Here is a 23,611-nt window from a genome sequence, read left to right as displayed (position 1 = left end):
ACGCCAAAAGCTCCGGCGACCGTTTGCGGATGCGCCGAAATGGCGGAAACTGTCGCCGGACTTCGCGCCGGGATTTTCGCCATGACTCTCTTTCGCTCCGTCGTCGCCGCGCTCGCCTGCCTCGCCGCGCCGAGCCGGCCGGCGCTCGCCGCCGAAGGCTCCGTCGTCGCCCTCGCCGTGACGGACGGCGAGCACGGCGGCGGCCGCGTCCATGTCTCGGCGCGCTTCGGCAATGTGCTCGGAACGATGCGCCTCGACACGGGCGCCTCCAGCACGCGCTTGCGCGTCGCGCCCTGGAACGCGCAGCTCCCGCTCGTCGGCCGCAGCGAGTCCGAGGCGGCCTCCGGCCTGACGACGCGCTGCGAGGATGTCGAGGCGCAGAATGTGCAGCTCGTGGCCGAGCAGGGAAACAACATCGGCCGGGCGACATATGTCGTGACGCGCTGCGAGGAGAGCGCCGGCGACGATCTGCTCGGGCTCGATTTCTTCCGCAACGCCCGCTTCACGCTCGATCTCGAGGGAGGGCGCATGGCGTTTCCGGGCGCCGCGGGCCCGCTCGCGCCTCTGCGCCGCCTCGGGCCGGGCGGGCGCCTGGTCGGCGTCGAGGCGCGGCTCGGCCGGACCAGGGCGATCGGCCTGATCGACAGCGGAGCGGAGCTCTCGGCGGTCGACCGCCGCTTCGTCGAGCGTCACAAATCGCTGTTCAAGCCCGTGCGCGAGAAGGCGCATGCGCGCGACGCCGGCGGCGCGGCGCTCTCGGCCAAGCTCTACAAGATCGCGGCGATCGATCTCGGCGAGGGGCGCGCGCTGCGCGACCTCTATGTGATCGCTTATGATTTCGGCCCGCTGCGTAGCGCGCTCGGGCGCGACGCGCCGCTGATCCTCGGCGTCAATGCGCTGCGGCCGTTCCTCTGGACCTTCGATTTCACCGCGCCCGACGCGCCGAAATGGCGCGCCGATCCGCGCTGAGCGCGCCCTCAGCGTCCGAAGCCGCCGCCGCCATAGCCGCCGCCGAATCCTCCACGTCCCTTGCCCGGAAATCCCGGCCCGCTGTCCGACGGCTGCTGCCCGCCGGCGCCGGCGGGCGTGCGCGCCCGGGCGATCTCTTCCTGCGTGACGCGGCAGGTCCGTCTCTTGTCGTAGCGCTCGAAAAAGGGGCTCGGAAAGGCGAGGAACTCCTCTTTCGTCACCTTGCCCTTGCCGGCCATGTCGAAATAATCGAAGCTCGCGCTGCGGAAAACCGGGCTGATGCGGCGCACCGTCTCGAAATCCCGCGCGTCGAAAAAGCCGCGGCGGCGCTTGTCGGCGACGTTGTACATGCGCTGCAGATATTGCCGCCATTGCTCGCAGGTGTAGACGCCCTGCGCGCCGCCCCATTCGCTCGCCGTGGCGAGAACCGCGTCCTGCCCCTCGGGCGCTCGGCCGGCCCCGCCCGGAAAGCCGCCGTGCGGCCGCTGCTGCGCGAGCGAGGCGGCCGAGGAAACCGCCAGAACGGCGAGGGCGAACAATATCCGTCGCTGATGCATTTCGACGCCTCCACTCCGCCCGCCGTCAACCGAACTGCTCCCGCAGAATGCGCTCCTCCAGCGAATGGCCGGGATCGTGCAGCAGGATCAGATCGGTTCCATGATCCATCTCGACATCGACGCGAAGAGCGTCGCGGAACTCGTCGTGGTCGGCGACGACGGAGACCGGGCGCTTCTCGGCCTCCAGCACCTCGAGCCGCACCTTGGCGACATCGGGCAGCAGCGCGCCGCGCCAGCGCCGCGGACGGAAGGCGGAAATGGGCGTGAGCGCCATCAGCGGCGCGTCGAGCGGCAGGATCGGGCCGTTGGCGGAGAGGTTGTAGGCGGTCGAGCCCGCGGGCGTCGCCACCAGCACGCCGTCGGTGACGAGCTCCGGCATGCGCTCCTGACCGTTGACCAGAATTCTGATCTTGGCGATCTGCGAGCTCTGCCGCAGCAGCGATACTTCGTTGATGGCGTGGGCGGTGAATTCGTCGCCATGGGTGTTGGTGGCGCGCAGCAGCAGCGGATGGACGATCGAAGGCTTGGCGCCGGCGATGCGCTTGCGCAGATTCCCCTCGCGATATTCGTTCATCAGGAAGCCGACCGAGCCGCGGTTCATGCCGTAGATGGGCCTGCCCGCTCCCATGAACCGATGCAGCGTGCGCAGCATGAGCCCGTCGCCGCCGAGCGCCACGATGCAATCGGCGTCCTCGGGCGGCACGTCGCCATATTTGGCGACGAGCCGCGTGCGCGCCTCGTCGGCCTCCGGCGTGCCCGAGGAGAGGAAGGCGAGCCGCTTGAAGCTGTTCGGCGTTTCGCCGGCGTCCGACATCGAGGCACCCGGACTTGGCGCCGCTGGTCGGCCGGCGCATGGACGCCGCTTGAATACACCCGCGAAGGCCGGCGAGGGAAGGCCGCGCGCCGGAGGCGGCGCTTCGCTCTCGAGATTCAAAACAATTCGAATGTCATCTCGACTTCATCGAAGCCGTGTATCCGCCCGGACAGCCAATGTGGCGAAGGGGGCGTTTCATGACTGACGGTTCCAATTTCTCTCGCAGCGTCAAGCCGGGCGAGCTCTCCGACGATATCGGCGCAAATCGGAGCGACAATCCGACGATGGGGGACATCATCGCCGAGCGGATGTCGCGCCGCGACCTGGCGAAGGGTCTCCTGGCGGTTTCCGCGATCGCGGCGATCGAGCCGATGCACGCTCTGGCGGCGGTCTCGACGACCCCGTCTTTCAATTTCCCCGAGGTGAAAGCCGGCCTCGGCGTGCGGCACCTCGTCGCGGAAGGCTATTACGCCGATATTCTCGTCCGCTGGGGCGACAAGGTCGTCGCCGGCGCGCCGGCGTTCGACCCCAAGAATCTGTCGGCGGCCACCCAGGCGAAGCAGTTCGGCTATAACAACGACTTCATCGGCTATATCCCGCTCGATCCGCGTCACCGCGATTTCGGATGGGGCGGCGGCTCCGGCGCGAGCGATCACGGCCTTCTCGTCGTGAATCACGAATACACGAACTCCGAGCTGATGTTCGCGAAGCCCACGCCCGTGACGAAGAAGATCGTCGACGTCGAGATCGTGGCGCATGGCGGCAGCGTCCTCGAAGTGAAGAAGGCCGGCGGCCGGTGGAAGGTCGTCGCGAACAGCGTCTATGCGCGCCGCATCACGGGAACGACGTCGATGCGCTTTTCGGGTCCCGCCGCGGGCCACGACAAGCTGAAGACCAGCGCCGACCCGACTGGCGCCGCTGTCCGCGGCATGTTGAACAATTGCGCGGGCGGCGTCACGCCGTGGGGCACATGGCTCACTTGCGAGGAGAATTTCAACGGCTATTTCATCGATCCCTCGTCGTCCTTGACCGGCCATCCCAACGAGGCCGGCTTCCGCCGCTTGGGCGTGCCGGGCAACGCCTATGCCTGGGGCAACTTCTACGACCGCTTCGACATCGCCAAGGAGCCCAACGAAGCCAATCGCTTCGGCTGGGTCGTCGAGATCGATCCCTTCGACCCGACTTCCACTCCCATCAAGCGCACCGCGCTCGGCCGCTTCAAGCATGAAGGCGCCGAGACGGTCGTGAACCGCGACGGCCGGGTGGTCATCTATTCGGGCGACGACGAGCGCTTCGATTATATCTACAAATTCGTGACCCGCGGCCGGGTCGACACGCTGGACCGGGCCAAGAATCGCGATCTGCTCGACCACGGCGTGCTCTATGTGGCGAGATTCTCCGCCAACGGCCGGGGCGTTTGGCTCCCGCTCGTTCACGGGCGCGGTCCGCTGACCGCGGCCAACGGTTTCGCGAATCAGGGCGATATCCTGATCAATACGCGTCTCGCCGCGGATCTTCTCGGCGCGACCAAGATGGACCGTCCCGAGGACGTCGAGGCCAGCCCGAAGACCGGCAAGGTCTATGTCGCTCTGACCAACAACACCCGGCGCACGCAGGATCAGGTCGACGCCGCCAATCCGCGCGCGAACAACGCCTACGGCCATATCATCGAGCTCCAGCCGGACGACGGCGATCACGCCGGGACGACCTTCACCTGGAACGTCCTGGTGAAGTGCGGCAATCATCTCGATCCGGCGGTCGGAGCGAGCTTCAATCCCGCGACGACGGCGGACGGCTGGTTCGGCATGCCCGACAATGTGGCGGTCGACGCAAAGGGCCGGCTCTGGGTGGCGACGGACGGCCAGAACGCGAGCTCGACGGGACGCGCCGATGGACTGTGGGCGCTCGAGACCGCCGGCGCGGCGCGCGGGACGGCGAAGCACTTCTACCGCGTCCCGCTCGGCGCCGAGCTCTGCGGGCCGCGCTTCACGCCGGACCTCGAGACCTTGTTCGTCGCGATCCAGCATCCGGGCGAAGGCGGAACCTTCTCCAATCCGTCGACCCGCTGGCCCGACTTCAAGGACGGCGTCCCGCCGCGTCCCTCGGTCGTCGCCATCACGAAAAAGGGCGGCGGCAGAATCGCGTAACGAAACCTTCGCAACGACGGCAATGACGCGGGGGCGGCCTTCGGGCCGCCCTTTCGCGTTCCAGCCCGGTCGGCAAAGCGGCCGGCGGCGCCTGACACGGCGCGCTTTCGCGCTTATATAGGCCGAATGCTCACGTCGCAGCGCTCGCAGCCGATTGGCGCCATTTTCTCTTGGCGCTTTCTCTCGGCGCGAAATCGAGGCGCTCCGAGACGGACGCGTCGCCAGCGATTCAGGAAGGACCTAACGCAGATGACACAGCCAGCCCTCGCTGAGGGAAGCGCGGCCAAGACCGACGCCGCTAGGATTCACGCCTCCGCCACGGGCGAGACCAGCGCCGCCGGCGTCGTCCACACGCGCCTCGCCAACGGGCTGGACATCGTCGTCATCCCGGACCGCCGCGCGCCGGTCGTCACGCATATGGTCTGGTATCGCAACGGCTCCGCCGACGATCCGCTCGGAAAGTCGGGAATCGCCCATTTCCTCGAGCATCTGATGTTCAAGGGAACGCATGCGCATCCACAGGGCGAATTCTCCAATCTCGTCTCCGAGCTCGGCGGCCAGGAGAACGCCTTCACCAGCTACGACTACACCGCTTATTTCCAGCGGATCGGCAAGGAGCATCTCGGCACGCTGATGGCGTTCGAGGCCGACCGCATGACCAATCTCGTGCTTTCGGACGAGGTGGTCGGCCCCGAGCGCGACGTGGTGCTCGAAGAGCGCCGCATGCGCACCGAGAACGACCCTTCCGCCCAGCTGGACGAAGCCGTGCAGGCGGCGCTATTCCCGCATCACCCCTATGGCACGCCGATCATCGGCTGGGGCCATGAGATCGAGACGCTCGGCCGCGAGGACGCGCTCGCCTATTACCATCGCTTCTACACGCCGGAGAATGCGATCCTGATCGTCGCCGGCGACGTCGAGGCGGACGCCGTCGTCGCGCTCGCCGAAAGAACCTACGGCCGCATCCCCGCCCGTGCCGACGCGCCGGCACGCCGCCGTCCGCGGGAGCCGGAGCCGCGCGCCCATCGCCTGGTGACGCTCGCCGACGAGAAGGTCGAGCAGCCGACGCATGAGCGCGTCTTTCTCGTGCCCTCCTACACGACGGCGGCGCCCGGCGAAGCGGAAGCGCTCGAAGTGCTCGCCCATGTGCTCGGCGGCGGTCCGTCGAGCGTGCTCTACGACGCGCTGGTGGTGGAGCAGAAGGTCGCGGTCAACGCCGGGGCCTATTACATGGGCTCGGCGGTCGACGACACGCGTCTCTGGGTGTTCGCGACCCCTGCCCCCGAGGTGACGCTCGAACAGTTGGATGCAGCGTTGGACGCGGCGCTCGCCGATTTCGCGGCCGAGGAAGTCGGCGCGGACGAACTCAATCGCGCCAAGACGCGGCTCGTCGCCGAGGCGGTCTATGCGCAGGACAGCCAGGTGTCGCTCGCGCGCTGGTATGGCGAATCGCTCGCCACCGGTCTCGGCGTCGTCGATGTGGCCGCTTGGCCCGACCGCATCGACGCCGTAACCGCGGCCGACGTCGCCGAGGCCGCCAGGAGGTGGCTGCAGAAGCGCCGCGCCGTGACCGGCTTTCTGCAGTCGGACGAGCAAGGCGAGCCGGCCGGACTCGCCGCGTGAGGAGCATCGCCACAATGACAGCCCCTGCCGCCGTCGCGCCCGCGAAGAGCCGCGCCGAGACCATTCAGCGCATCGTTACGCCGGGAGGAATCGGGGCGTGGCTCGTCGAGAGCTACGCCGTTCCGCTCGTCGCGCTCGAATTCGCCATGCGCGGCGGCGCCGCTCAGGACCCGGCCGGCAAGGCGGGACTTTCGACGCTGCTCGCCGGCCTGCTCGACGAAGGCGCCGGCCCCTATGACTCGCGCGCCTTCCATCGCGCAATCGAGGATCTCGCCATCAGGCTCGGCTTCGGCTGCGATCGCGATACGGTCTCCGGCCATCTGCAGACGCTGTCGCGCAACATCGATCCGGCTTTCGAGCTGCTGCGCCTCGCCGTCTGTGAGCCGCGGCTCGACGGCGAAGCCATCGACCGCGTGCGCGGTCAGGTCATCGCCGGGCTGAAGCGCGACGCCAATGATCCCGACGCGCTGGTCGCGAAGGCCTTTCGCGAGGCGGCGTTCCCCGGCCATCCTTATGGCCGGCCGGTGCGCGGCGAGCCGGAGAGCCTCGAGACCGTCACGCGCGACGACCTCGAGGCTCTGCGCGGCCGCATGCTGGCGACGAGCGATCTCGAGATCGCCGTCGTCGGCGCGATCGACGCGGCGACGCTCGCAAGAAAGCTCGACCTCGTCTTCGGCGCGCTGCCGCGGCAGGCGCGCCTCGACCCCGTTGCCGAGATCGACATTCATCGCGTCGGCGAGCGCCTGATCGTCGATCTCGACGTGCCGCAGTCGACGATCCGTTTCGGCCGGCCGGGCTTGGAGCGCAAGGATCCGGATTACTTCGGCGCAGTCGTCGTCAATCACATCCTCGGCGGCGGCGTGTTCACGGCGCGCCTCTTCAACGAGGTGCGCGAGAAGCGCGGACTCGCCTATACGGTCTATTCGCATCTCAACGAATACGACCATAGCGCCATGCTGGTCGGCGGCGCCGCCACCAAGAACGAGCGGGCGCGCGAATCGCTCGACGTGATTCAGAGCCAGTTCGCCGCTCTCGGCTCCGAAGGCCCGACCGCCGACGAGTTGGACAAGGCCAAGAAATATCTGACCGGCTCCTATGCGCTGCGCTTCGACACCTCGACGAAGATCGCGAGCCAGCTCGTCAATCTGCAGCTCGACGGATTCGAGCCGTCCTATCTCGACGAGCGCAACGCCAAGATCGATGCGGTGACGATGGAGGACGCGCGGCGCGTGGCGAAGCGGCTGCTCGGCGGCGGCGAGCTGCTGGTGTCGATCGCCGGCCGGCCACGAGGCCTCTGAACAGTTTCTTCTGGGTTCGACGAAGTCATCCCCCCTCGTGATGGCAAGATCACGAGGGGGGATTTTCGTTTTCGAGCGTCGAAATACTCGACGATATCGGCCAGGAGGAAAAGGCCGGGTCCATGAAAAAGGGGTCCGGCGCACGCCGAACCCCGCGCCTCTGAAATTCACCGGGAGCAAATTGATCGACTATCGATCGACTACATCTCTTCTTTAGCCCGGAACGCGCCTAAAGAAAACAACCTAATTTGGCGCGACGAAAGAAAGACTAGACATGTTGCTCCCTGGCAACATTAGTACTGGTACTGTAGTAAGACTACTATAGTATAACTACGAAGTCGAAACGCCAGATTCGTTGTTTTCAACGACTTATTCTCGCTGTCGATTTGACTTGTCAATCGCCGCTGCGCGAGAGCCAAAACGTGGCCGGAAATTGTGCATGGCGCGGAGCGCTCCGCAAGCGAATCGGGCGCGTGATCCCCGCTATTCACCGCGCGTGGCGAGCGGAAGCGTGAATTCGATCAGGAGACCGCCCTCCTCCGCCTGCCCGACTCGGAAGGCTCCGCGATGGGCTTCGACCATCGCGCGCCAGAGCGAAAGATCGACGTTCCGGCCATCGGGCGCGTCCGGGTCGACATCGCCGAGGGCGATCGTCACGGTGACGAATTTCTCGTCGGACGATGTGGCGATCGTCGGCCGATCCGCCGGCGGCCGCACGCCCGTCGCCGCCGCTTGCAGCAGCTCGGCGAGAAGCTGCTCGAGCTGCGCCGGATCAGCCGAGACGAGGTCGTGGCGGGCGTCGAGCCGCAGACACGGCGCGCCGTCGCGGCGATGCGGGCCGATGGCGTCGAGCATCAGAGCATGTAGCGGCACCGAGGCGAGCCGCGGCGGGCCCTGAGCGAGGAATTCCCTCAGCCGCATCACGAGCCGTCCCGCCCGCCCCAGCTGCACGGCGGCCTTGTCCACAGTGGCGACGACGGACGAAGCGCGCTCGCCCGCCTCGATCGAGAGAAGGCGACGAACGGTCTGCAAATAGGCGACGGCGGCCGCCAGGGGCTGAGTGATGTCGTGAGTGATCGTCGCCGCGATCGACTCCAAGGTTCGAGTCTCGGAAGCGCGACCCTCGGCGCGCGCCCCTTCCCGGCGCCCGGCCGTGTCGGCTGCGCCATCCGACGGCGAGCGCAATCTCTCCCCCGCCAGCCCGGCCAGCGCCGCGCTCGCGAAAAGCAGAACGGCGCCCGCCCAGAACTCCGCGAGACGCTCGGCCGAGAAATGGACGATCACAGTCGACAGCAGCGCCGAGGTCGCCGCCGCGGCAAGGCCGCCCGCGAGCCCGGCGATCTGGATGACCGGATAGAAAGCGGCATAGGCGTGACAATCGTCGATGAGCCTTCCGATCGCATGAAAGGCGATCGCGCCGACGAGCGCCGAGAGCACCCCGACGGCCAGTCGGCCCGGCAGGGGCCCTCCGCGAACATGGGCGAAGCGTCGCACAAGATCGTTCAAGCGGCTGCCTGCGGCCCTCTCCGGCGTCACGCGACGAAGCCTCGCGGTTCGGCCGCGACGAGGCGGAGCGATGCCGACGAGGAGGCCGGACGAAGCCGAACTCGATTCTCGGCGCCAGACTGACGCCATTTGGATAGATTTGCAATCGCGACGCGAAAAATGCAGCTTCTTCTCACGTCATGACGACATTGACGGCGCTCTCGGGCAGCTCCTTGCCGAAACAGCGCTGATAGAACTCCGCCACCAGCGGTCGCTCGAGCTCGTCGCATTTGTTGAGGAAAGTGAGGCGGAATCCGAAGCCGACATCGCCGAAGATCTCGGCGTTCTCCGCCCAGGTGATGACGGTGCGCGGGCTCATCACCGTCGACAGATCGCCCGCCATGAAGGCGTTGCGGGTGAGATCGGCGACGCGCACCATCTTGTTGACCGTATCGCGGCCTTCCTTGGTCGTCTGGAAGCTCTTCACCTTGGCGAGCACGATATTGGTCTCGGCGTCGTGCGGCAGATAGTTGAGCGTCGTGACGATCGACCAGCGGTCCATCTGGCCCTGATTGATCTGCTGCGTGCCGTGATAGAGTCCCGATGTGTCGCCGAGCCCGACCGTATTGGCGGTGGCGAACAGGCGGAAGGCCGGATGCGGGCGGATGACGCGATTCTGGTCGAGAAGCGTCAGACGGCCGGAGACCTCGAGCACGCGCTGGATGACGAACATCACATCCGGACGGCCGGCGTCATATTCGTCGAAGCAGAGCGCGATATTGTGCTGGAGCGCCCAGGGGAGAATTCCGTCGCGGAATTCGGTGACCTGCTTGCCCTCCTTCAGCACGATCGCGTCCTTGCCGACGAGATCGATTCGCGACACATGGCTGTCGAGATTCACACGAACGCAAGGCCAGTTCAGCCTCGCGGCGACCTGCTCGATATGGGTGGACTTGCCCGTGCCGTGATAGCCCGTCACCATCACGCGGCGATTGCGGGCGAAGCCGGCGAGAATGGCGAGCGTCGTGTCGCGGTCGAACAGATAGTCGGGGTCGGTGTCGGGGACATGCTCGTCGGGCTCCGAATAGGCCGGCGCCTCGAGATCCGTGTCGATGCCGAACAGCTGACGCACAGAGACCTTCAGATCCGGCAGAGGCGCGCCCCCTGCGGCCTTGTCGCTATCGAGTAACATTCATCCTCCGTTCCGCCGGCCGCGCGGCGCATCCGCGTCGGCCCGGTCCGACAATTCGTCACACGCGCTTGCCGTCACACGCGCTTGCGGTCACACGAGTTTGGCCGCCCTGAGAGTCTTGTAGGCGTGGATGATCTCCCGCAACCGCTCCTCGCAGGAGCGGTCTCCGCCATTGGCGTCCGGATGGTGACGTTTGACCAGCTCCTTATATCGCGTCTTGATCGCCTCCGCACCGGCGGTCTCCTCGAGGCCGAGCGCGTTCAGCGCCTTCAAGGTCACGGCCGAATGGCTCGGCGCGGCCGTCTCCGCATGCGGGCGGCCGCGATGGAAGCGCTGACGATAGAGGCCGAGCGGATCGGCGAAATCGCCGTCCCGGGCGCGATCCTCGCGAAAAGCGTTCTGGCCTCGCTTCACGCCCATGGCCCAGGTCGGGCGATGGCCGGTCGTCGCATCCTTCATGTAGCGGGCGACGTCGGCGTCGCTCATTCCGTTGAAATAATTGTAGGAGTTGTTGTATTCGCGAACGTGCTCCAGACAGAAGCAGAAATATTGCCCCTCGCGCTGCCGCCCCATCGGCGCGCGATAGGCTCCTTCCGCCTCGCAGCCGGGCGCGTCGCAGCGAAAGCGCGGCTCGCGGCGCTCCTGCCGCGGCTCGGGCTTCACGCGGATACGGTCGAAGAGGGGGGAATTCAAATCCATGGCGCTGCATTATGGTGGACTGGGCGAGGGCTGCAAGCGGAACCCGCCGACAAACTCCCCATCGGGCGGCGGGAAATTTGCTTCGCTCCGCGAGAGGAGGATCGAACATGGCCGAGACAGGCAATTCGGGCGCCGTTCGCGCGCGCATCTGCGACAAGCTGAATGCGGCGCTCGCGCCCCTGTCGCTGAATGTGATCGACGAGTCGCATCATCACGCCGGCCATGCCGGCCACCATCACGACAGGAGCGAGACTCACTTTCGCGTCGAGGTGGTGAGCGCGGCTTTCGCCGGCAAGCGCCGGGTCGAGCGGCACCGGCTCGTCAATTCTCTGCTGGCCGAGGAGCTGGCGGGCGGCGTGCATGCGCTGGCGATCGATGCGCGCGCTCCCGACGGGTCGTGACCGGCCGGCGCCGAGAGATCGGGTTGCCGGCGGCGGGGAAGGCGGGTAAGAGCCGCATTCCCTGAAGGATCGGTCATGACCGAAGGCGTCGATCTCGACCTGTGGACGCGGCGGCGGTTGCGCGTCTCGCTCGAACATATGGTAGGGTCGATCTCCGCCATCGGCCTTACGCACATCCGGCCCGAGTTCCGCCAGTCGATCTCTCCCCGCCGCGGATCGGTGGTCGCCTCGCCGACGGTCGGCGCTTCGGCCAAGCCCGACTACTTCTTTCATTGGCTGCGCGATTCCGCCGTCGTCGTCGAGGCGCTCGCGCTGGCGATCGAGCGCGGCCGCACCGACCGCGAGCGCATGAGGGATCTCGGCGATTTCGTGCGTTTCAGCCTGGAGATCGGCCGTCTCGACGGCCCGGCCCGCCTCGCGTCGCAAGGCGCGGGCGAAACCACCGACCCCGAGCTCGCGCGTTACCTGCGCAGCGAAAACGAGCTGGAGACGATCGGCGGCGACCGCGCCCTCGCCGAGGCGCGCGTCAATCCGGATGCGACGCTCGACATTCTGAAATGGGCGCGTCCGCAGATCGACGGCCCGGCGCTGCGCGCACTCGCACTGCTGCGCCGCCGGACGCTGTTCGAACAGGATCGACCGGACGAGGCGCGCGCGCTGCTGCGCGGCGACATCGCCTTCCTCCTCGATCGCTTCGACGATCCTTGCTACGACGTTTGGGAATATCGCTTCGGCCATCATTATCACACGCGCCTCGTCTGCCTCGCGGCGCTGGAGCGAGCGGCCGCGCTGGCGCAGGACCCCGGCGTCGGGATCGACGCCGCCGGATGCGACGCGGCGGCGGGGCGCCTGCGCCGCGACCTCGACCATCATTGGAACGCCGACCGCGGCTTCTATCTGTCCGCGATCAAGGGGACAGAGACGCCTTCCGACGCCGATCTCGATTCCGCGGCCGTCCTCGCCGTCGCGCAGGCAGGACTCGCCGATGGGCGGCACAGCGCGCTCGATCCGCGCGTCCAGGCGACTTTGGCGCGGCTCGAGGAGCTGTTCGCGCGCGAATTTCCGATCAATCGCGCCCTCCCGCCGGAGGCGGCGCCTCTGCTCGGCCGGTTCCGCGGCGACGGCTATTACGGCGGCGGCGTCTTTCTCTTCGTCGCCTTCGCCGCCGCAGAGCTCTACTACCGGCTCGCCGGCCATATCCACGCCGAAGGGACGTTTCGCGCCGACGCGGACAACCGGATATTCCTCGGGCGGTGCGGATTGCCGGCGCTCGCCGACCGCGGCCCGGACGTTTTCCTGCCAGAGGGCGACATGCGACGCGCGGTCGCCGCTCGGTTTCGCGATCGCGGCGATTCCATTCTGAGCCGGCTGGCCGCGCTTCTGCCCGGCTCGGGCGAGATGCCGGAGCAATTGGACAAGGCGACCGGCGCGCCGGCGTCGGCGCGCAATCTCGCCTGGAGCTATGCGGCGCATGTCTTCGCTGTCGCGGCGCGGGAGGCCGCGCTCGCTTGAGCTCTATTCGGCCGCGGCGCCGAAGCGCGCGCGTGCGGCCGCGCGGAGTTCGTCGATCGACGCGAGCGCGCCGTCGCCAGTCTCGATATGCCAATAGGTCCAGCCGTTGCAGGCGGGCAGACCCTGCGCGAGCGCGCCGATCTTGTGGATCGAGCCGACGATCGGGCCGAGCGCCAGCGCGCCGTCGGGCCGCACCATCGCCTTGTGGCGGCGGCGCGCGTCGGTGAGCGTCGCGCCGGCCGCGACGAGGCCGGCTTCGACGAGGCTCACGAAAGCGATTCGCGGCGCCGAGCGCCGGGTCGGCGCCGCAGCGACGGCGTCGTCGGATAGAGGCTCGATCGCATCGATCCGCGCGCGCGCCGCGTCGGCGTATGCAGGGTCACGCTCCATCCCGAGATAGGTCCGCCCCAGCCTCTTGGCCACGGCGCCGGTCGTGCCGCTGCCGAAGAAGGGATCGAGAACCAGATCGCCGGGATTGGACGCCGCGAGCATGACGCGCGCGAGGAGAGCCTCGGGCTTTTGCGTCGGGTGGGCCTTGCGTCCGGCCGCATCCTTGAGGCGTTCGCCGCCGGTGCAGATCGGCAGCAGCCAATCGGAGCGCATCTGGCAATCTTCGTTGCCGGCCTTCAGCGCCTCGTAATGAAACGTATAGGCGCGGCAGGCAGAGTCGCGGGCGGCCCAGATCAGCGTCTCATGCGCGTTAGTGAAGCGCCGGCCGCGAAAATTCGGCATCGGATTGGTCTTGCGCCAGACGATGTCGTTGAGGATCCAGAAGCCTAGATCCTGCATCAGCGCGCCGACGCGGAAAATGTTGTGGTAGGAGCCGATGACGAAGATCGTGGCGTTGGGCTTCATCACCCGGCGCGCCGCCGAGAGCCAGTTGCGGGTGAAGGCGTCATAGGCGGAGAAATCGGCGAATTTGTCCCAATCGTCGTCGACCGCGTCGACGAGGCTCTGGTCCGGCCGCGTCAGCCGATTGGCGAGTTGCAGATTATAAGGCGGATCGGCGAAGACGAGGTCGACGCTCTCGGCGGGCAGGCCCGCCATGAGCTCGACGCTGTCGCCGAGGAGGATAGAGTTGCGCGGCGCGTCGGGCGACCGAAAGCTCGGGGACCCAGTACGCGTGACCTTCAGCTGGGAATGGGAGCGGGCCGCCCCGACGCGCGCGCTACTCATGGAACTCGACACCGGCTACGCTACCAACGCCGGCACATTGCCCCGAGCGGAGTAAAAAGCGGGTTTAGGGGGGCCGCGCGGCGCTGTCCCTTTTCCGCACGGCTCAGTTAACAAAATCATTTGTTTACGAGGTATTTACCGAATGTCCGGGCGGCTTTTCGGAGACTATTTCCGGCGCATCGGCGCAAAGCTCATGCGGTGGTGCGGCGTCGGCCCCAGAGCGACGAGCGCAGCGAGATGCTCCTTGGTGCCGTAACCCGCATTGGTGGCGAATCCATAGTCCGGATAGAGCTCGGCGAGCCGGCGCATCTGGCGGTCGCGCATCACCTTGGCGACGATGGAGGCGGCGGCGATCGACAACGATGACGCGTCGCCTTTGACGATCGCCTGGGCCGGGCAGACGAGGCTCGGCGGGTCATTGCCGTCGATCAGCACATGGCGCGGAGCGAGCGCGAGCGCGGCGACCGCCCGCGTCATTGCCGCGAGAGAGGCCCGTCTGATGTTCATCGCGTCGATTTCCGCGGCGCTCGCGAAGGCGACGCCGATGGCGAGCGCGCATTCCGCAATGCGCTCGAAGGCGGCGGCGCGCGCTTCGGCAGTGAGCGCTTTCGAATCGTCGACGCCTTCCGGCAAGCGCCTCGGATCGAGAATCACCGCCGCCGCCGCCACCGGACCGGCGAGCGGCCCGCGCCCCGCTTCGTCGACCCCCGCGACCGGCCACAGGCCGTCACGCAACAAACGCTTCTCGATACGAAAATGCGGGGGCATCGGCTGTCGTCCTGTCGATCGGGCCGCCCGGGAGAAATCATGAAGAGAGGCGCGCGGCAACTGCGCGCCGGCGGATAGGTCCCGGACAGACTGCTAAAACAGGCTGAGCTGCTCGGCCCCGCAGCGCGGCGCACGGAACAGGTCGGAGCGCAGGCGCGTGTGAGAAAAGCCGAGCCGAGCCGCCGCAACCTCGAATCTCCGGCCGATCATCCAGGCATAGGGCCCCTCCCCGGTCATGCGCTTCTCGAAAGACGGATCATAGAGTCTGCCGTCGCGCGCCGAGCGCACGAGCGAGAGCACATGCCTGGCCTTGGCCGGGAAATGGGTGACGAGCCATTCGCTGAACACTTCCCTGAGCTCCAGCGGCAGGCGCAGCATCACATAGCCGGCTTCGCGCGCGCCGGCGGCATGGGCGCGGGTCAGGATCGTCTCGATCTCGGCGTCGTTGATCGCCGGAATGATCGGCGCGACCAGCACGGCGACCGGGATTCCCGCCGCAGAGAGCCTCTCGATCGTCGCGAGGCGCCGCTCTGGCGAGGCGGCGCGCGGCTCCATCGCCCGCGCCAGCGCCGGATCGAGCGTCGTCACCGAGATCGCCACTTTGACGAGCCCCTTGCGGGCCATGGGCGCGAGCAGGTCGATATCGCGAGCGACGAGCGAAGATTTCGTCACTATGCCGACCGGGTGGTCGGCGCGGCTCGCGACCTCCAGCAAGCCGCGGGTGATCCGATAGCGCTTCTCGACCGGCTGGTAGGGATCCGTATTGGCGCCGATGGCGATGGTCTTCGGCGAATAGCCCGGCGCGGAGAGCTCCCGCTCCAGCAGCTGCGCCGCCCCTTCCTTGACGAAAATCTCGGTCTCGAAATCGAGGCCGGCGGAGAGGCCCAGATAGGCGTGGCTCGGCCGCGCATAGCAATAGACGCAACCATGCTCGCAGCCGCGATAGGGATTGACCGAACGGTCGAAGGAAATGTCCGGCGACTCGTTGCGGGTGACGATGGTCCGCGCCCGCTCGATGTGAATATTGGTGTGCAGCGCCTCGGCCTCGTCGAGCGAATTCCAACCGTCGTCGGCGGCCACGCGCCGCTCGCGCTCGTATCGTCCGCTCTCGTTAGACAAGGCGCCGCGCCCGCGCCTCCGCGCCGGATCGACGATCGGGCGTTCCTCGGACGGAAAATCCACGACGGCGCCGATCGCCTCGCGACTCCGCTGCGCCGCGCTCTGCCAGTCGGCCCGTTTCGCTCGTTCGATCAGACGTTTCGCGGCGCTCGCCATAGCCAACCTCCCGTGCTCGCCCGCTCGGCGGCCCGCAGTCGGCGATGCGCCGCGAAGCGACGCTCGGCGCAAAGCGACCACGGGCCCGACGCGACTACGCTCGACTACTGAGGACTTTAGGGGACGCGTTTACTGTGGGACGGAACATTTACCGAACAATAGAACATATATGGAACATTCTGGCTGTGGTCAAGCGCCGTCCACCCGGCGCGAAAAATTTTTCGCGCCGCGTTCGTCCGGTCATTGTCCGGTCACGAGTTCGAATTACCTCTGATCGGAGAGCATCCGAGGACGTCAGCGCCGCGGCGGCTCGAACGCCGGGCCGGAGGTACGTCCGGCGTTTTTCTTTTCGGGAACCCGCATTGCCCCTCTCAGGGCTTGACCGCGGTCACCAGAGTGTCGACGCCTTCGCGATATTCGACGCGCACTCGCGCAAATCCCAGCGTCGAGAGGCGCTCGAGCGCGGGCGTCAGATACATCACATGCTCGGGCGATTCGTCGCTGAAGAGATGCGCGACCCAATCCTGGAGGAGGTCGTAGCGCCCGATCGCGCCGAACTTCTGGAACCAGATCCGCACTTCGGCCTGCGTCGCGGCCAGATGCGCCGCGCGGTCGTCCATCGCATAGCGGTCGCCATTGACGAAGAGGCCGCCGGGCTTCAGCGCCCGGAACGCCTCCGCCAGCGTCTCGTGGCGATAGTCGTCGAGGAAATTGTGAATGGCGTAGTTCGAGGAGACGACGTCGAGGCTCGCCTCCGGCAGGGCGCGCAGGCTGGAGAGCGCGTCGGCCTCGACGAAGCGCACGCGTCCGGCCTCGACATAGCCGGAAAGATGCGACCGCGCCTGGTCGAGCATCTCGGTCGCGCTGTCGATGGCGGTGAGATGGAGATCGTCGCGAAAGGCGAGCAGCGGCAAGGTGCTCACGCCCGAGCCGCAGCCGATCTCGAAGGCTTCGAGCGCCTCGCCCTCGCGCCATTGGGCGACGCGCTCGGCGACGCGGCGGGCGAGCACGGCGGCGTCGGGACAGATCAGCTCCAGCATTCGATATTCGGCGCCGATCGGTCCGGTGAAGAGATTCTCGTCGAGGGGTCGGGACATGGTCGCTCAGCCGAATTGCGCGAGGCCGGGGAAGGTCTGCAGCAGCCAGAAGGACATATTCTGCATCGCTCCGGTCAGGAATGCGAGGCCCGTCACGACCAGCAGGACGCCCACGACCTTCTCCACCTTGCCGAAATGCCGCTTGAAGCGCTGCATGAAGCCCATGAACGGCCCCATCGCCGCCGCCGCGGCGAGGAAGGGCAGGCCGAGGCCGGCCGAATAGACGGCGAGCAGAGCGGCGCCGAGCGCGACCGTCTCCTGCGAGCCGGCGACGGCGAGAATGGCGGCGAGGATCGGACCGATGCAGGGCGTCCAGCCGAAGGCGAAGGCGAGGCCCATTACATAGGCCCCGAGCCGGCCGACCGGACGGCCGACCTCGAAGCGCTTCTCGCGATAGAGCAGGCCGATCTTGAACACGCCCAAGAAATGCAGGCCCATCAGGATGATAGCGAAGCCCGCGGCGATCGACAGGATGTCGAGATTGGCGCGCACGACCTTGCCGAACACGCTGGCTGTCGCGCCGAGCGCGACGAAGACGGTGGAGAAGCCGGCGACGAACAGCAGAGCGGCGAGGAGCACATCGCGCCGCGCGCGCGGCGCGCCCTCGACTGTGAGTTCCTCGAGGGTCGCCCCGGCGATGAAGGTGAGATAGGGCGGCACCAGCGGCAGAACGCAGGGGCTCAGGAATGAGAGAACGCCCGCCGCCGCTGCGGCGGGAAAAGTCACGTCGGCCGCCATAGAGTCTCCTCGCTTCGCGCCGACCTTGTGCCACAGCCGGGCCGCCGACGCAAAAGGCGCCGCCGCCCTATCTCGACGGGAGCGGCAAGGAGGAGATCATGCGCACGATCATCGAGCCGTTTCGGATCAAAATGACCGAAGCTCTGCCGATCACGACGCGCGAGCAGCGCGCCGGGCGGCTCTCTGCGGCGCATTACAACATTTTCCTGCTCGACGCCGACGACGTCACCATCGATCTTCTGACCGACAGCGGCACGGGCGCCATGTCGGACCGGCAATGGGCGGCGATGATGCAGGGCGACGAGAGCTACGCCGGCAGCCGCTCCTGGCGCCGCTTCGAGGCGACGGTGCGCGAGATCACCGGCTTCGCACATATCTTCCCGACGCATCAGGGCCGCGCCGCCGAGCGCATCCTCGCCGCGACGCGGCTGAAGCCGGGCGACATCGTCCCCAACAACAGCCATTTCGACACGACGCGCGCCAATATCGAATATGTCGGCGCGAAGGCCGTCGATCTGCCTTCGCCGAAGAGCCGGGACATTCATTCCGACGAGCGCTTCAAGGGCGATATGGATGTGGAAGCGCTGGCGCGACTGATCGAGCGCGAAGGCGCGGGGAAAATTCCCTTCTGCATGGTCACGGCGACCAACAACGCCGGCGGCGGCCAGCCCGTGTCCTTGCGCAATATGCGCGAGGTGAAGGCCCTGCTCGCCCGCCATGGAATTCCGCTGATGCTCGACGCGTGCCGCTTCGCCGAGAACGCATACTTCATCCAGCAATGGGAGGACGGCCAGGCGGGCCGCCCGCTGCTCGACATAGCGCGCGACATGTTCGCGCTCTGCGACGGCGCGACGATGAGCGCCAAGAAGGACGGCCTCGCCAATATCGGCGGCTTCCTCGCCTGCAATGATGCGCGATGGGCGGAGGATTTTCGCGATCTGCTGATCCTCACCGAGGGCTTTCCGACCTATGGCGGCCTCGCCGGACGCGATCTCGAGGCGATCGCCATCGGGCTGAAGGAGGCGCTGGAGGCGGATTATCAGCGCTATCGCCACGCCACCGTCGAATATCTCGCATCGCGGCTGATCGCGCGCGGCGTCCCGATCGTGCGGCCGGCCGGCGGCCATGCGGTCTTCCTCGACGCCACCGGCATCTGCCCGCATCTCGCGCCCGCCGACTTCCCCGGCGTCGGCCTCGTCGACGCGCTCTATCTCGAGGGCGGCGTGCGCGGCGTCGAGCTCGGCAGCGTGATGTTCGGCCGCCGCAATGCGGACGGAAGCGAGACGCCGGCGCCGCGCGAGCTGGTGCGCCTCGCCTTTCCGCGCCGCGTCTACACGCAGAGCCATTTCGATTATGTGATCGAGACGATCGAGAGCGTGTTTCGCGACCGCGCCGCGATCCCGCCCTATCGCATCCTATGGCAGGCGCCCTTCCTGCGCCATTTCACCGCGCATTTCGCGCCGGCGTGACTGGGACGCTCTACCGTGGCGGCCTTGCTCGGCCTCGCGCCTTTGCGGAGGAGGAGAACGCGACATATCTTTCTCCCGGCGGCTTGGCGCCGCCCGCTGGAGAGAGCGAATGCAGACCGATCGCGACACGGCGCATCCGCCGAAAAACCGCTATGCCGATGCGCCCAAGCGCGCCGATTGGACGATCGACCAGGACTGGCCGTCCTATAGCGAGGCCGAGCACGACCGCTGGAACCGGCTCTACGCGCGCCAGGCGGCGCTGCTGCCCGACCGCGCCTGCGACGAATTTCTCGCGGCGCTCGACAGGCTGCGGCTGTCGCAGAGCGGCGTGCCGGATTTTTCCGAGCTGAGCGCGCGCCTTTCCGCGCTCACCGGATGGGGCGTCGTTCCGGTCGCGGGCTTCGTGCCCGACGACGTTTTCTTCGACCATCTCGCCGAGCGGCGCTTTCCGGCCAGCGCCTTCATCCGCCCGGAGGAAGAACTCGACTATCTCGAAGAGCCGGACGTCTTCCACGATGTGTTCGGCCATGTGCCGCTGCTCGCCGATCCGATCTACGCCCGCTTCCTGCAGGCCTATGGCGAGGGCGGACGGCGGGCGCTGGCGCGCGGGCAGCTCGCCGAGCTCGCCCGGCTCTATTGGTATACGGTCGAGTTCGGTCTCGTCTCGACTCCGTCGGGACTGCGCATCTTCGGCGCCGGCATACTCTCCTCGCCGGCCGAAAGCGTCTTCTCGATCGAGGATACGTCGCCCAACCGCATCGCCTTCGATCTCGAACGCGTGATGCGGACGGGCTACATCATCGACGATTTCCAGCAGAGCTATTTCGTCATCGAGAGCTTCCAGAGCCTGCTCGACGCCTGCTATCGGGATTTCGGGCCGATCTATGATCGCCTGCTCGCGCTGCCGACTCTGGAGCCGCGCGAGATCGCGCCCGGCGATCGGATCGTCACGCGCGGCGATTTTCATTATTTCCGCGCAAAGGCCCACGCCGCCTGATCCTGAGCCCACGTCCCGCTCATTCGGCGGGCGCGCGCCTCACGCCGCGCCAACTCTCGATCGCGCTCGCGTCGAGACGGAAGAGTTCGCCCAATCGCTCGCGCAACGGGATGCGCCGAATCTCGATGCGATGGAGGAAAATCGCCAGCTCGCGCGCGTCGTCGGAGAGGCCCGCCGCGCGCGGCGAGCAACTCGTCTTGTGAACGAAGCGCAGCTCCAATATCCGACCGCCCTCGCGTCGGCGAATGTCGACGGCGCATCGCTCCCAGACCTGCGCGTCGAAGCTCCAGCCGGCGACGAGCGCGCCATCCGCGAACACATCCGTCTCCTGGCGGCGCCCTGACGGCGCAAAAGGCGTGAGATCGAATTGAATGCGCAGCCTCCGCATCGGCCGGCGCAGGCGCAGCCGAATCGTCGAGACCGCGCCATCGTTCCAGACGCCGACCTCCTCTGCGACGTCCCAACCGTCGCGCGCGCAGCTCCAGCACTGAGCCGGATCATGCAGCTCGATCGCCGAGCCGGGCGCGAGCCCCTCGCGCAGGTCGCGCCTCACCGCCCGCGTCCGCGCCAGCGCTCGGCGCGTGCGCGAGTCGGTCCATTGCAGCAGCCGCAACAGGCTCGGCGCCCGCCCGCGCAGCGCCTCGCGCTCGCGGCCGTTCAGCGCTTCGCGCAAGAGAGGATGCGCGCGCAGAGTTTCGAACAGCCGGTTCGGCCGCACATGCGAGGCGGCGCGCGCGACGATCGCCTCATATTCGCCGATCATGCGCGCTTCATCGAACAGTTCCAGCGCGCGCAGCCGCGCGCAGCGCCCCATCTCCTCCCGCGCGCGCGGATCGTCGCGCAGCGAGGCCATGGCTTCGGCGAACGCCGCGACACAGCCTTCGCGCGAGAGCGATGGCGACGGAAGCAGAATTCCCGACAGGCGATCGATCTGCTCGGGAACGCCGTCGACCGCAGTGGCGATGATTGCGCGCCCCTTCGCCATCGCCTCGATGATCGACAGCGGCATTCCTTCCGAATAAGAGGGAAGGACGAAGGCGTCGCAGGCTTCGAGCAGGCTCGGAACGTCGTCGCGCGCGCCGAGCGCGAGCACATGCTCGCCGAGCCCCTTGTCGTGAATCGCCCGATGCAGCGCTTCGACATCGCCGCCCGCGCCGCCGCCGGCGAGCACGAGACGCAAATTCGTCGAACGTCCCTGCGCGCGCAGCCGCTCGAGCGCCTCCAGGCAGAGCGTCTGGCCCTTGCGCGGCTCGATGCGCGCGGCGCAGAGAAACATCGTCTCGTCCTCGCGCAGGCCGAGCGAGTCGCGCGCGGCTCGTCGCGCTCCTGCGCCGAAGATCTCGAAGTAATGCGCCGGCCGGCTGTTGGCGACGACATGCTTCGGCCTGTCGATGTGCGGGAGCAGGGCCTCGAAGCGCCGCCGGCTCGCCTCGGAGACGAAGACGATCGCCTGCGCCGCGCGCAGCGTCTCGATCGCTTTTTCGCGCAGCTCGGCGAAACGCCGCACGCAATCTTCGGTGAGTAGATTGATCGAGACCACATAAGGAACGCCGCGCGCCGCCGCGACCTGCTTCAACGCGAGCAGCGACCAGATCTCGCCCCCTTCGACGAGCAGAATCACATCGGGATCGGCGGCGTCGAGCAGCCGTTGCGCGTCCTCGAGAGCGAAAGCCGCGCGCTGCGGATTGCGCTCGCTGGCGCGATAATCGAACAGCGCGACGCCGCTCTCTTCGATCTTCTCGCGCGACGTCGCGTTCTTCGCCTCGAATGCGCAGGCGAAACGCAAGTCGAACGCCGACGTCGCGCCCGCGACGAGCTGCTCGGCCACCCGATAGGTTCCGCCCATATTGGCGTCGTCGGTGACGATCAGCAGCTTGCGCTTTGTCATGTGGTCGATGTCTCGTCAGAAAAAGCAGGCTTCGCCGCCGGTCGCTCAGGTCACGGCGCGCAGCGCGCGCGGCCGGTCGCCGGCGTCCTGACCGACCGATCCGGCGAGGCGCCATGCGAAGGAGCCGAATTGATAGTCTTCGTCACGGATGAGCTCGAAGAGGCCGGCCGCCGCTTCGCGCCAGCTCCGCCGTCGCGGCAACGTCACTACGGTCGGACGCCGCGCGCAAGCTTCGCGAATGCGCGTCGCGAGGCTCGCGCTGTCGGCCACATCGAAATAGGCCGCCGCGTCGCCGCCGACCTCGCGGAACACGGGAATATCGCTCGCGATCGCCTGAAGGCCGAAATGGGCCGCCTCCACGAGCGGCAGGCCGAATCCTTCCGCGACGGATGCGGCGACGAGCCGATGCGCATGCCGATAGAGATGCGTGAGATCGGCGCCGCCGGCCGAATCGAACCAGAACAAGCGCCGGCCGAACTCCGCATGCGACAGAATGCTGCGCTCGAGCGCTCGCGTATTCCAGCCGCGGCGTCCGACGATCGCATAGCGCGCATCGACGCCGCCGGCCCAGGCGCGTTCGAAGGCGTCGAGCGCGATCGAATAGCCCTTTTTCGGCTCCAGCGTGCCGACGCTCAAGAAGAAGGGCGTCGCGCTCGCGCAGATCGCGGCGACCTCGATCGACGCATCGCTCTCGCTATCCGCGTCGACGTCGGCGCCCGGATGGCTCCACCCGATGCGCATCTCCGGATTGACGCTCTTGCCGTTCGCGATCGCATAATCGAGAAACTCCTCCGCCGAGCTGCGCGACACGGCGACCAGAGCGTCGCTCGCGATCGCCGCTTCGTCGAACCAAGCGGAGAAGATCTCGACGTTCTGCGGATGAAACAGCCCCGGATAGAGCAGAGGATGGATGTCGTGCAGAACGAGAATATTCGAGCCGCCGCGGCGCGAGACCTGCTCCATCGCCTTCCGGCAGCCGCGCACGTCGTGCCAGCCCGCATCCGCCATGACGAATTTGTCGCCGGCCACGATCTCCACCTTGTCGCGATGCGACGAGTCGGCGCAGGCGTAGAGCTCGCCGTCCTCGAACACGACCGCGAGTCCGGCTCCCGTCTGCGTCGTCTCGGCGGCGAGACGGCGCACCACGCGCTGAATGCCGCTGACGTAATCGCAGCGAATCGTATTGGTCATGTCGACGAGCAGACGCCCGCCCGGTCGCGCCATGCGTTTTCTGCGGGCGTCGTCTTCCTGCGGCAGCCGGTGCGCCGCAGCGTCGTCGCGCCCGGCAACCATCGCCGAGCGTCCGCGGCCGGCGATCCTTTCTCCGAGCGCGGCGAGCCGGCGCGAAAGGCGCCTTCCCCGTTCGAACTCGAGGCCCGCGACGCGTCTCTCGAGCTCGCCGATCTCCTTGTGCAATTCGCAGGCGATATAGCAATTGATCGTGCGAGCGTTCATGACGAGGCGCTTTCATGCAGTGCCGCCGGCGGACGAGCCGGACGGCGAAGA

Annotated in this window: 20 protein-coding genes; 8 read left to right on the top strand and 12 right to left on the bottom strand. The window is 67.3% G+C overall.

What is annotated here, in order from left to right; genetic code table 11:
• The first annotated feature begins 81 nt into the window (after window positions 1–81).
• Window positions 82–969, top strand: coding sequence for a hypothetical protein (locus tag AC6IW9_RS09065; protein ID WP_497771692.1), 888 nt, complete (start codon window positions 82–84; stop codon window positions 967–969).
• A gap of 8 nt (window positions 970–977) precedes the next feature.
• On the opposite strand, the gene AC6IW9_RS09060 is transcribed toward AC6IW9_RS09065, so the two are convergent.
• Together AC6IW9_RS09060 and AC6IW9_RS09055 are read right to left on the bottom strand one after the other, a co-directional pair.
• On the bottom strand, window positions 978–1,526 hold the full coding sequence (locus AC6IW9_RS09060; RefSeq protein WP_497771689.1) for an EF-hand domain-containing protein: 549 nt from the start codon (window positions 1,524–1,526) through the stop codon (window positions 978–980).
• A gap of 25 nt (window positions 1,527–1,551) precedes the next feature.
• Window positions 1,552–2,340 (bottom strand): NAD kinase, encoded by a 789-nt coding sequence (locus AC6IW9_RS09055; RefSeq protein ID WP_497771686.1) that lies wholly within the window; start codon window positions 2,338–2,340, stop codon window positions 1,552–1,554.
• Between the two features lie 197 nt (window positions 2,341–2,537).
• On the opposite strand from AC6IW9_RS09055, the gene AC6IW9_RS09050 reads away from it, so the two are divergent.
• From AC6IW9_RS09050 to AC6IW9_RS09040, 3 genes are all read left to right on the top strand, one after another.
• Complete coding sequence (locus tag AC6IW9_RS09050; RefSeq protein ID WP_497771684.1) at window positions 2,538–4,487, top strand: PhoX family protein; 1,950 nt, start codon at window positions 2,538–2,540, stop codon at window positions 4,485–4,487.
• Window positions 4,488–4,736: 249 nt separating this feature from the next.
• A complete protein-coding gene (locus AC6IW9_RS09045; RefSeq protein ID WP_497771681.1) occupies window positions 4,737–6,110 on the top strand; it encodes a M16 family metallopeptidase in 1,374 nt (457 codons plus the stop codon).
• Window positions 6,111–6,124: 14 nt separating this feature from the next.
• Entirely contained in the window at window positions 6,125–7,408 is a 1,284-nt protein-coding gene (locus tag AC6IW9_RS09040; protein ID WP_497771679.1) for a M16 family metallopeptidase, read from the top strand.
• Between the two features lie 483 nt (window positions 7,409–7,891).
• On the opposite strand, the gene AC6IW9_RS09035 is transcribed toward AC6IW9_RS09040, so the two are convergent.
• The 3 genes from AC6IW9_RS09035 to AC6IW9_RS09025 all read right to left on the bottom strand — a co-directional run bounded on the left by AC6IW9_RS09035 (window position 7,892) and on the right by AC6IW9_RS09025 (window position 10,784).
• Complete coding sequence (locus tag AC6IW9_RS09035) at window positions 7,892–8,914, bottom strand: hypothetical protein (protein WP_497771676.1); 1,023 nt, start codon at window positions 8,912–8,914, stop codon at window positions 7,892–7,894.
• Window positions 8,915–9,086: 172 nt separating this feature from the next.
• The gene (gene cobS / locus AC6IW9_RS09030; RefSeq protein WP_497771674.1) at window positions 9,087–10,085 is read right to left on the bottom strand and encodes a cobaltochelatase subunit CobS; all 999 of its coding nucleotides are present in this window, start codon (window positions 10,083–10,085) and stop codon (window positions 9,087–9,089) included.
• A 90-nt stretch (window positions 10,086–10,175) separates the two neighbouring features.
• A complete protein-coding gene (locus AC6IW9_RS09025; protein WP_497771671.1) occupies window positions 10,176–10,784 on the bottom strand; it encodes a J domain-containing protein in 609 nt (202 codons plus the stop codon).
• A gap of 107 nt (window positions 10,785–10,891) precedes the next feature.
• Between AC6IW9_RS09025 and AC6IW9_RS09020 the strand changes: the two genes are divergently transcribed.
• Together AC6IW9_RS09020 and AC6IW9_RS09015 are read left to right on the top strand one after the other, a co-directional pair.
• Window positions 10,892–11,185, top strand: a complete 294-nt coding sequence (locus AC6IW9_RS09020) for a BolA family protein (RefSeq protein WP_497771668.1) — start codon at window positions 10,892–10,894, stop codon at window positions 11,183–11,185.
• A 75-nt stretch (window positions 11,186–11,260) separates the two neighbouring features.
• Window positions 11,261–12,697, top strand: a complete 1,437-nt coding sequence (locus tag AC6IW9_RS09015) for a glycoside hydrolase family 15 protein (protein WP_497771665.1) — start codon at window positions 11,261–11,263, stop codon at window positions 12,695–12,697.
• Window positions 12,698–12,700: 3 nt separating this feature from the next.
• Here the strand turns inward: AC6IW9_RS09015 and AC6IW9_RS09010 are convergent, their stop codons facing one another.
• The 5 genes from AC6IW9_RS09010 to AC6IW9_RS08990 all read right to left on the bottom strand — a co-directional run bounded on the left by AC6IW9_RS09010 (window position 12,701) and on the right by AC6IW9_RS08990 (window position 17,751).
• Window positions 12,701–13,873 (bottom strand): site-specific DNA-methyltransferase, encoded by a 1,173-nt coding sequence (locus tag AC6IW9_RS09010; RefSeq protein ID WP_497771663.1) that lies wholly within the window; start codon window positions 13,871–13,873, stop codon window positions 12,701–12,703.
• A gap of 165 nt (window positions 13,874–14,038) precedes the next feature.
• Window positions 14,039–14,641, bottom strand: coding sequence for a ribonuclease HII (gene rnhB / locus AC6IW9_RS09005; protein WP_497771661.1), 603 nt, complete (start codon window positions 14,639–14,641; stop codon window positions 14,039–14,041).
• A gap of 93 nt (window positions 14,642–14,734) precedes the next feature.
• A complete protein-coding gene (locus tag AC6IW9_RS09000) occupies window positions 14,735–15,916 on the bottom strand; it encodes a PA0069 family radical SAM protein (RefSeq protein ID WP_497771658.1) in 1,182 nt (393 codons plus the stop codon).
• Between the two features lie 371 nt (window positions 15,917–16,287).
• Complete coding sequence (locus tag AC6IW9_RS08995; protein WP_497771656.1) at window positions 16,288–17,013, bottom strand: class I SAM-dependent methyltransferase; 726 nt, start codon at window positions 17,011–17,013, stop codon at window positions 16,288–16,290.
• A gap of 6 nt (window positions 17,014–17,019) precedes the next feature.
• Window positions 17,020–17,751 carry a cytochrome c biogenesis CcdA family protein gene (locus AC6IW9_RS08990; protein ID WP_497771653.1) on the bottom strand — a complete coding sequence of 244 codons (732 nt, stop codon included), beginning with the start codon at window positions 17,749–17,751 and terminating at the stop codon, window positions 17,020–17,022.
• 98 nt (window positions 17,752–17,849) lie between these two features.
• Here AC6IW9_RS08990 and AC6IW9_RS08985 point away from each other — a divergent pair, with 98 nt between their 5' ends.
• Both AC6IW9_RS08985 and phhA read left to right on the top strand, forming a co-directional pair.
• A complete protein-coding gene (locus AC6IW9_RS08985) occupies window positions 17,850–19,220 on the top strand; it encodes a tryptophanase (protein ID WP_497771651.1) in 1,371 nt (456 codons plus the stop codon).
• Window positions 19,221–19,329: 109 nt separating this feature from the next.
• Window positions 19,330–20,217 (top strand): phenylalanine 4-monooxygenase, encoded by an 888-nt coding sequence (phhA, locus tag AC6IW9_RS08980; protein ID WP_497771648.1) that lies wholly within the window; start codon window positions 19,330–19,332, stop codon window positions 20,215–20,217.
• Window positions 20,218–20,236: 19 nt separating this feature from the next.
• Here phhA and AC6IW9_RS08975 read toward each other — a convergent pair whose 3' ends face one another.
• Both AC6IW9_RS08975 and AC6IW9_RS08970 read right to left on the bottom strand, forming a co-directional pair.
• On the bottom strand, window positions 20,237–22,105 hold the full coding sequence (locus tag AC6IW9_RS08975; protein ID WP_497771646.1) for a glycosyltransferase family 4 protein: 1,869 nt from the start codon (window positions 22,103–22,105) through the stop codon (window positions 20,237–20,239).
• A 45-nt stretch (window positions 22,106–22,150) separates the two neighbouring features.
• The gene (locus AC6IW9_RS08970) at window positions 22,151–23,560 is read right to left on the bottom strand and encodes a glycosyltransferase family 4 protein (RefSeq protein ID WP_497771643.1); all 1,410 of its coding nucleotides are present in this window, start codon (window positions 23,558–23,560) and stop codon (window positions 22,151–22,153) included.
• Between the last annotated feature and the right edge of the window lie 51 nt (window positions 23,561–23,611).

The sequence above is a fragment of the Methylosinus sp. shoA genome (assembly GCF_059718125.1).
The sequence above is the reverse complement of the archived record's forward strand: the minus strand, read 5'-3'. Positions and strand labels throughout refer to the sequence as shown.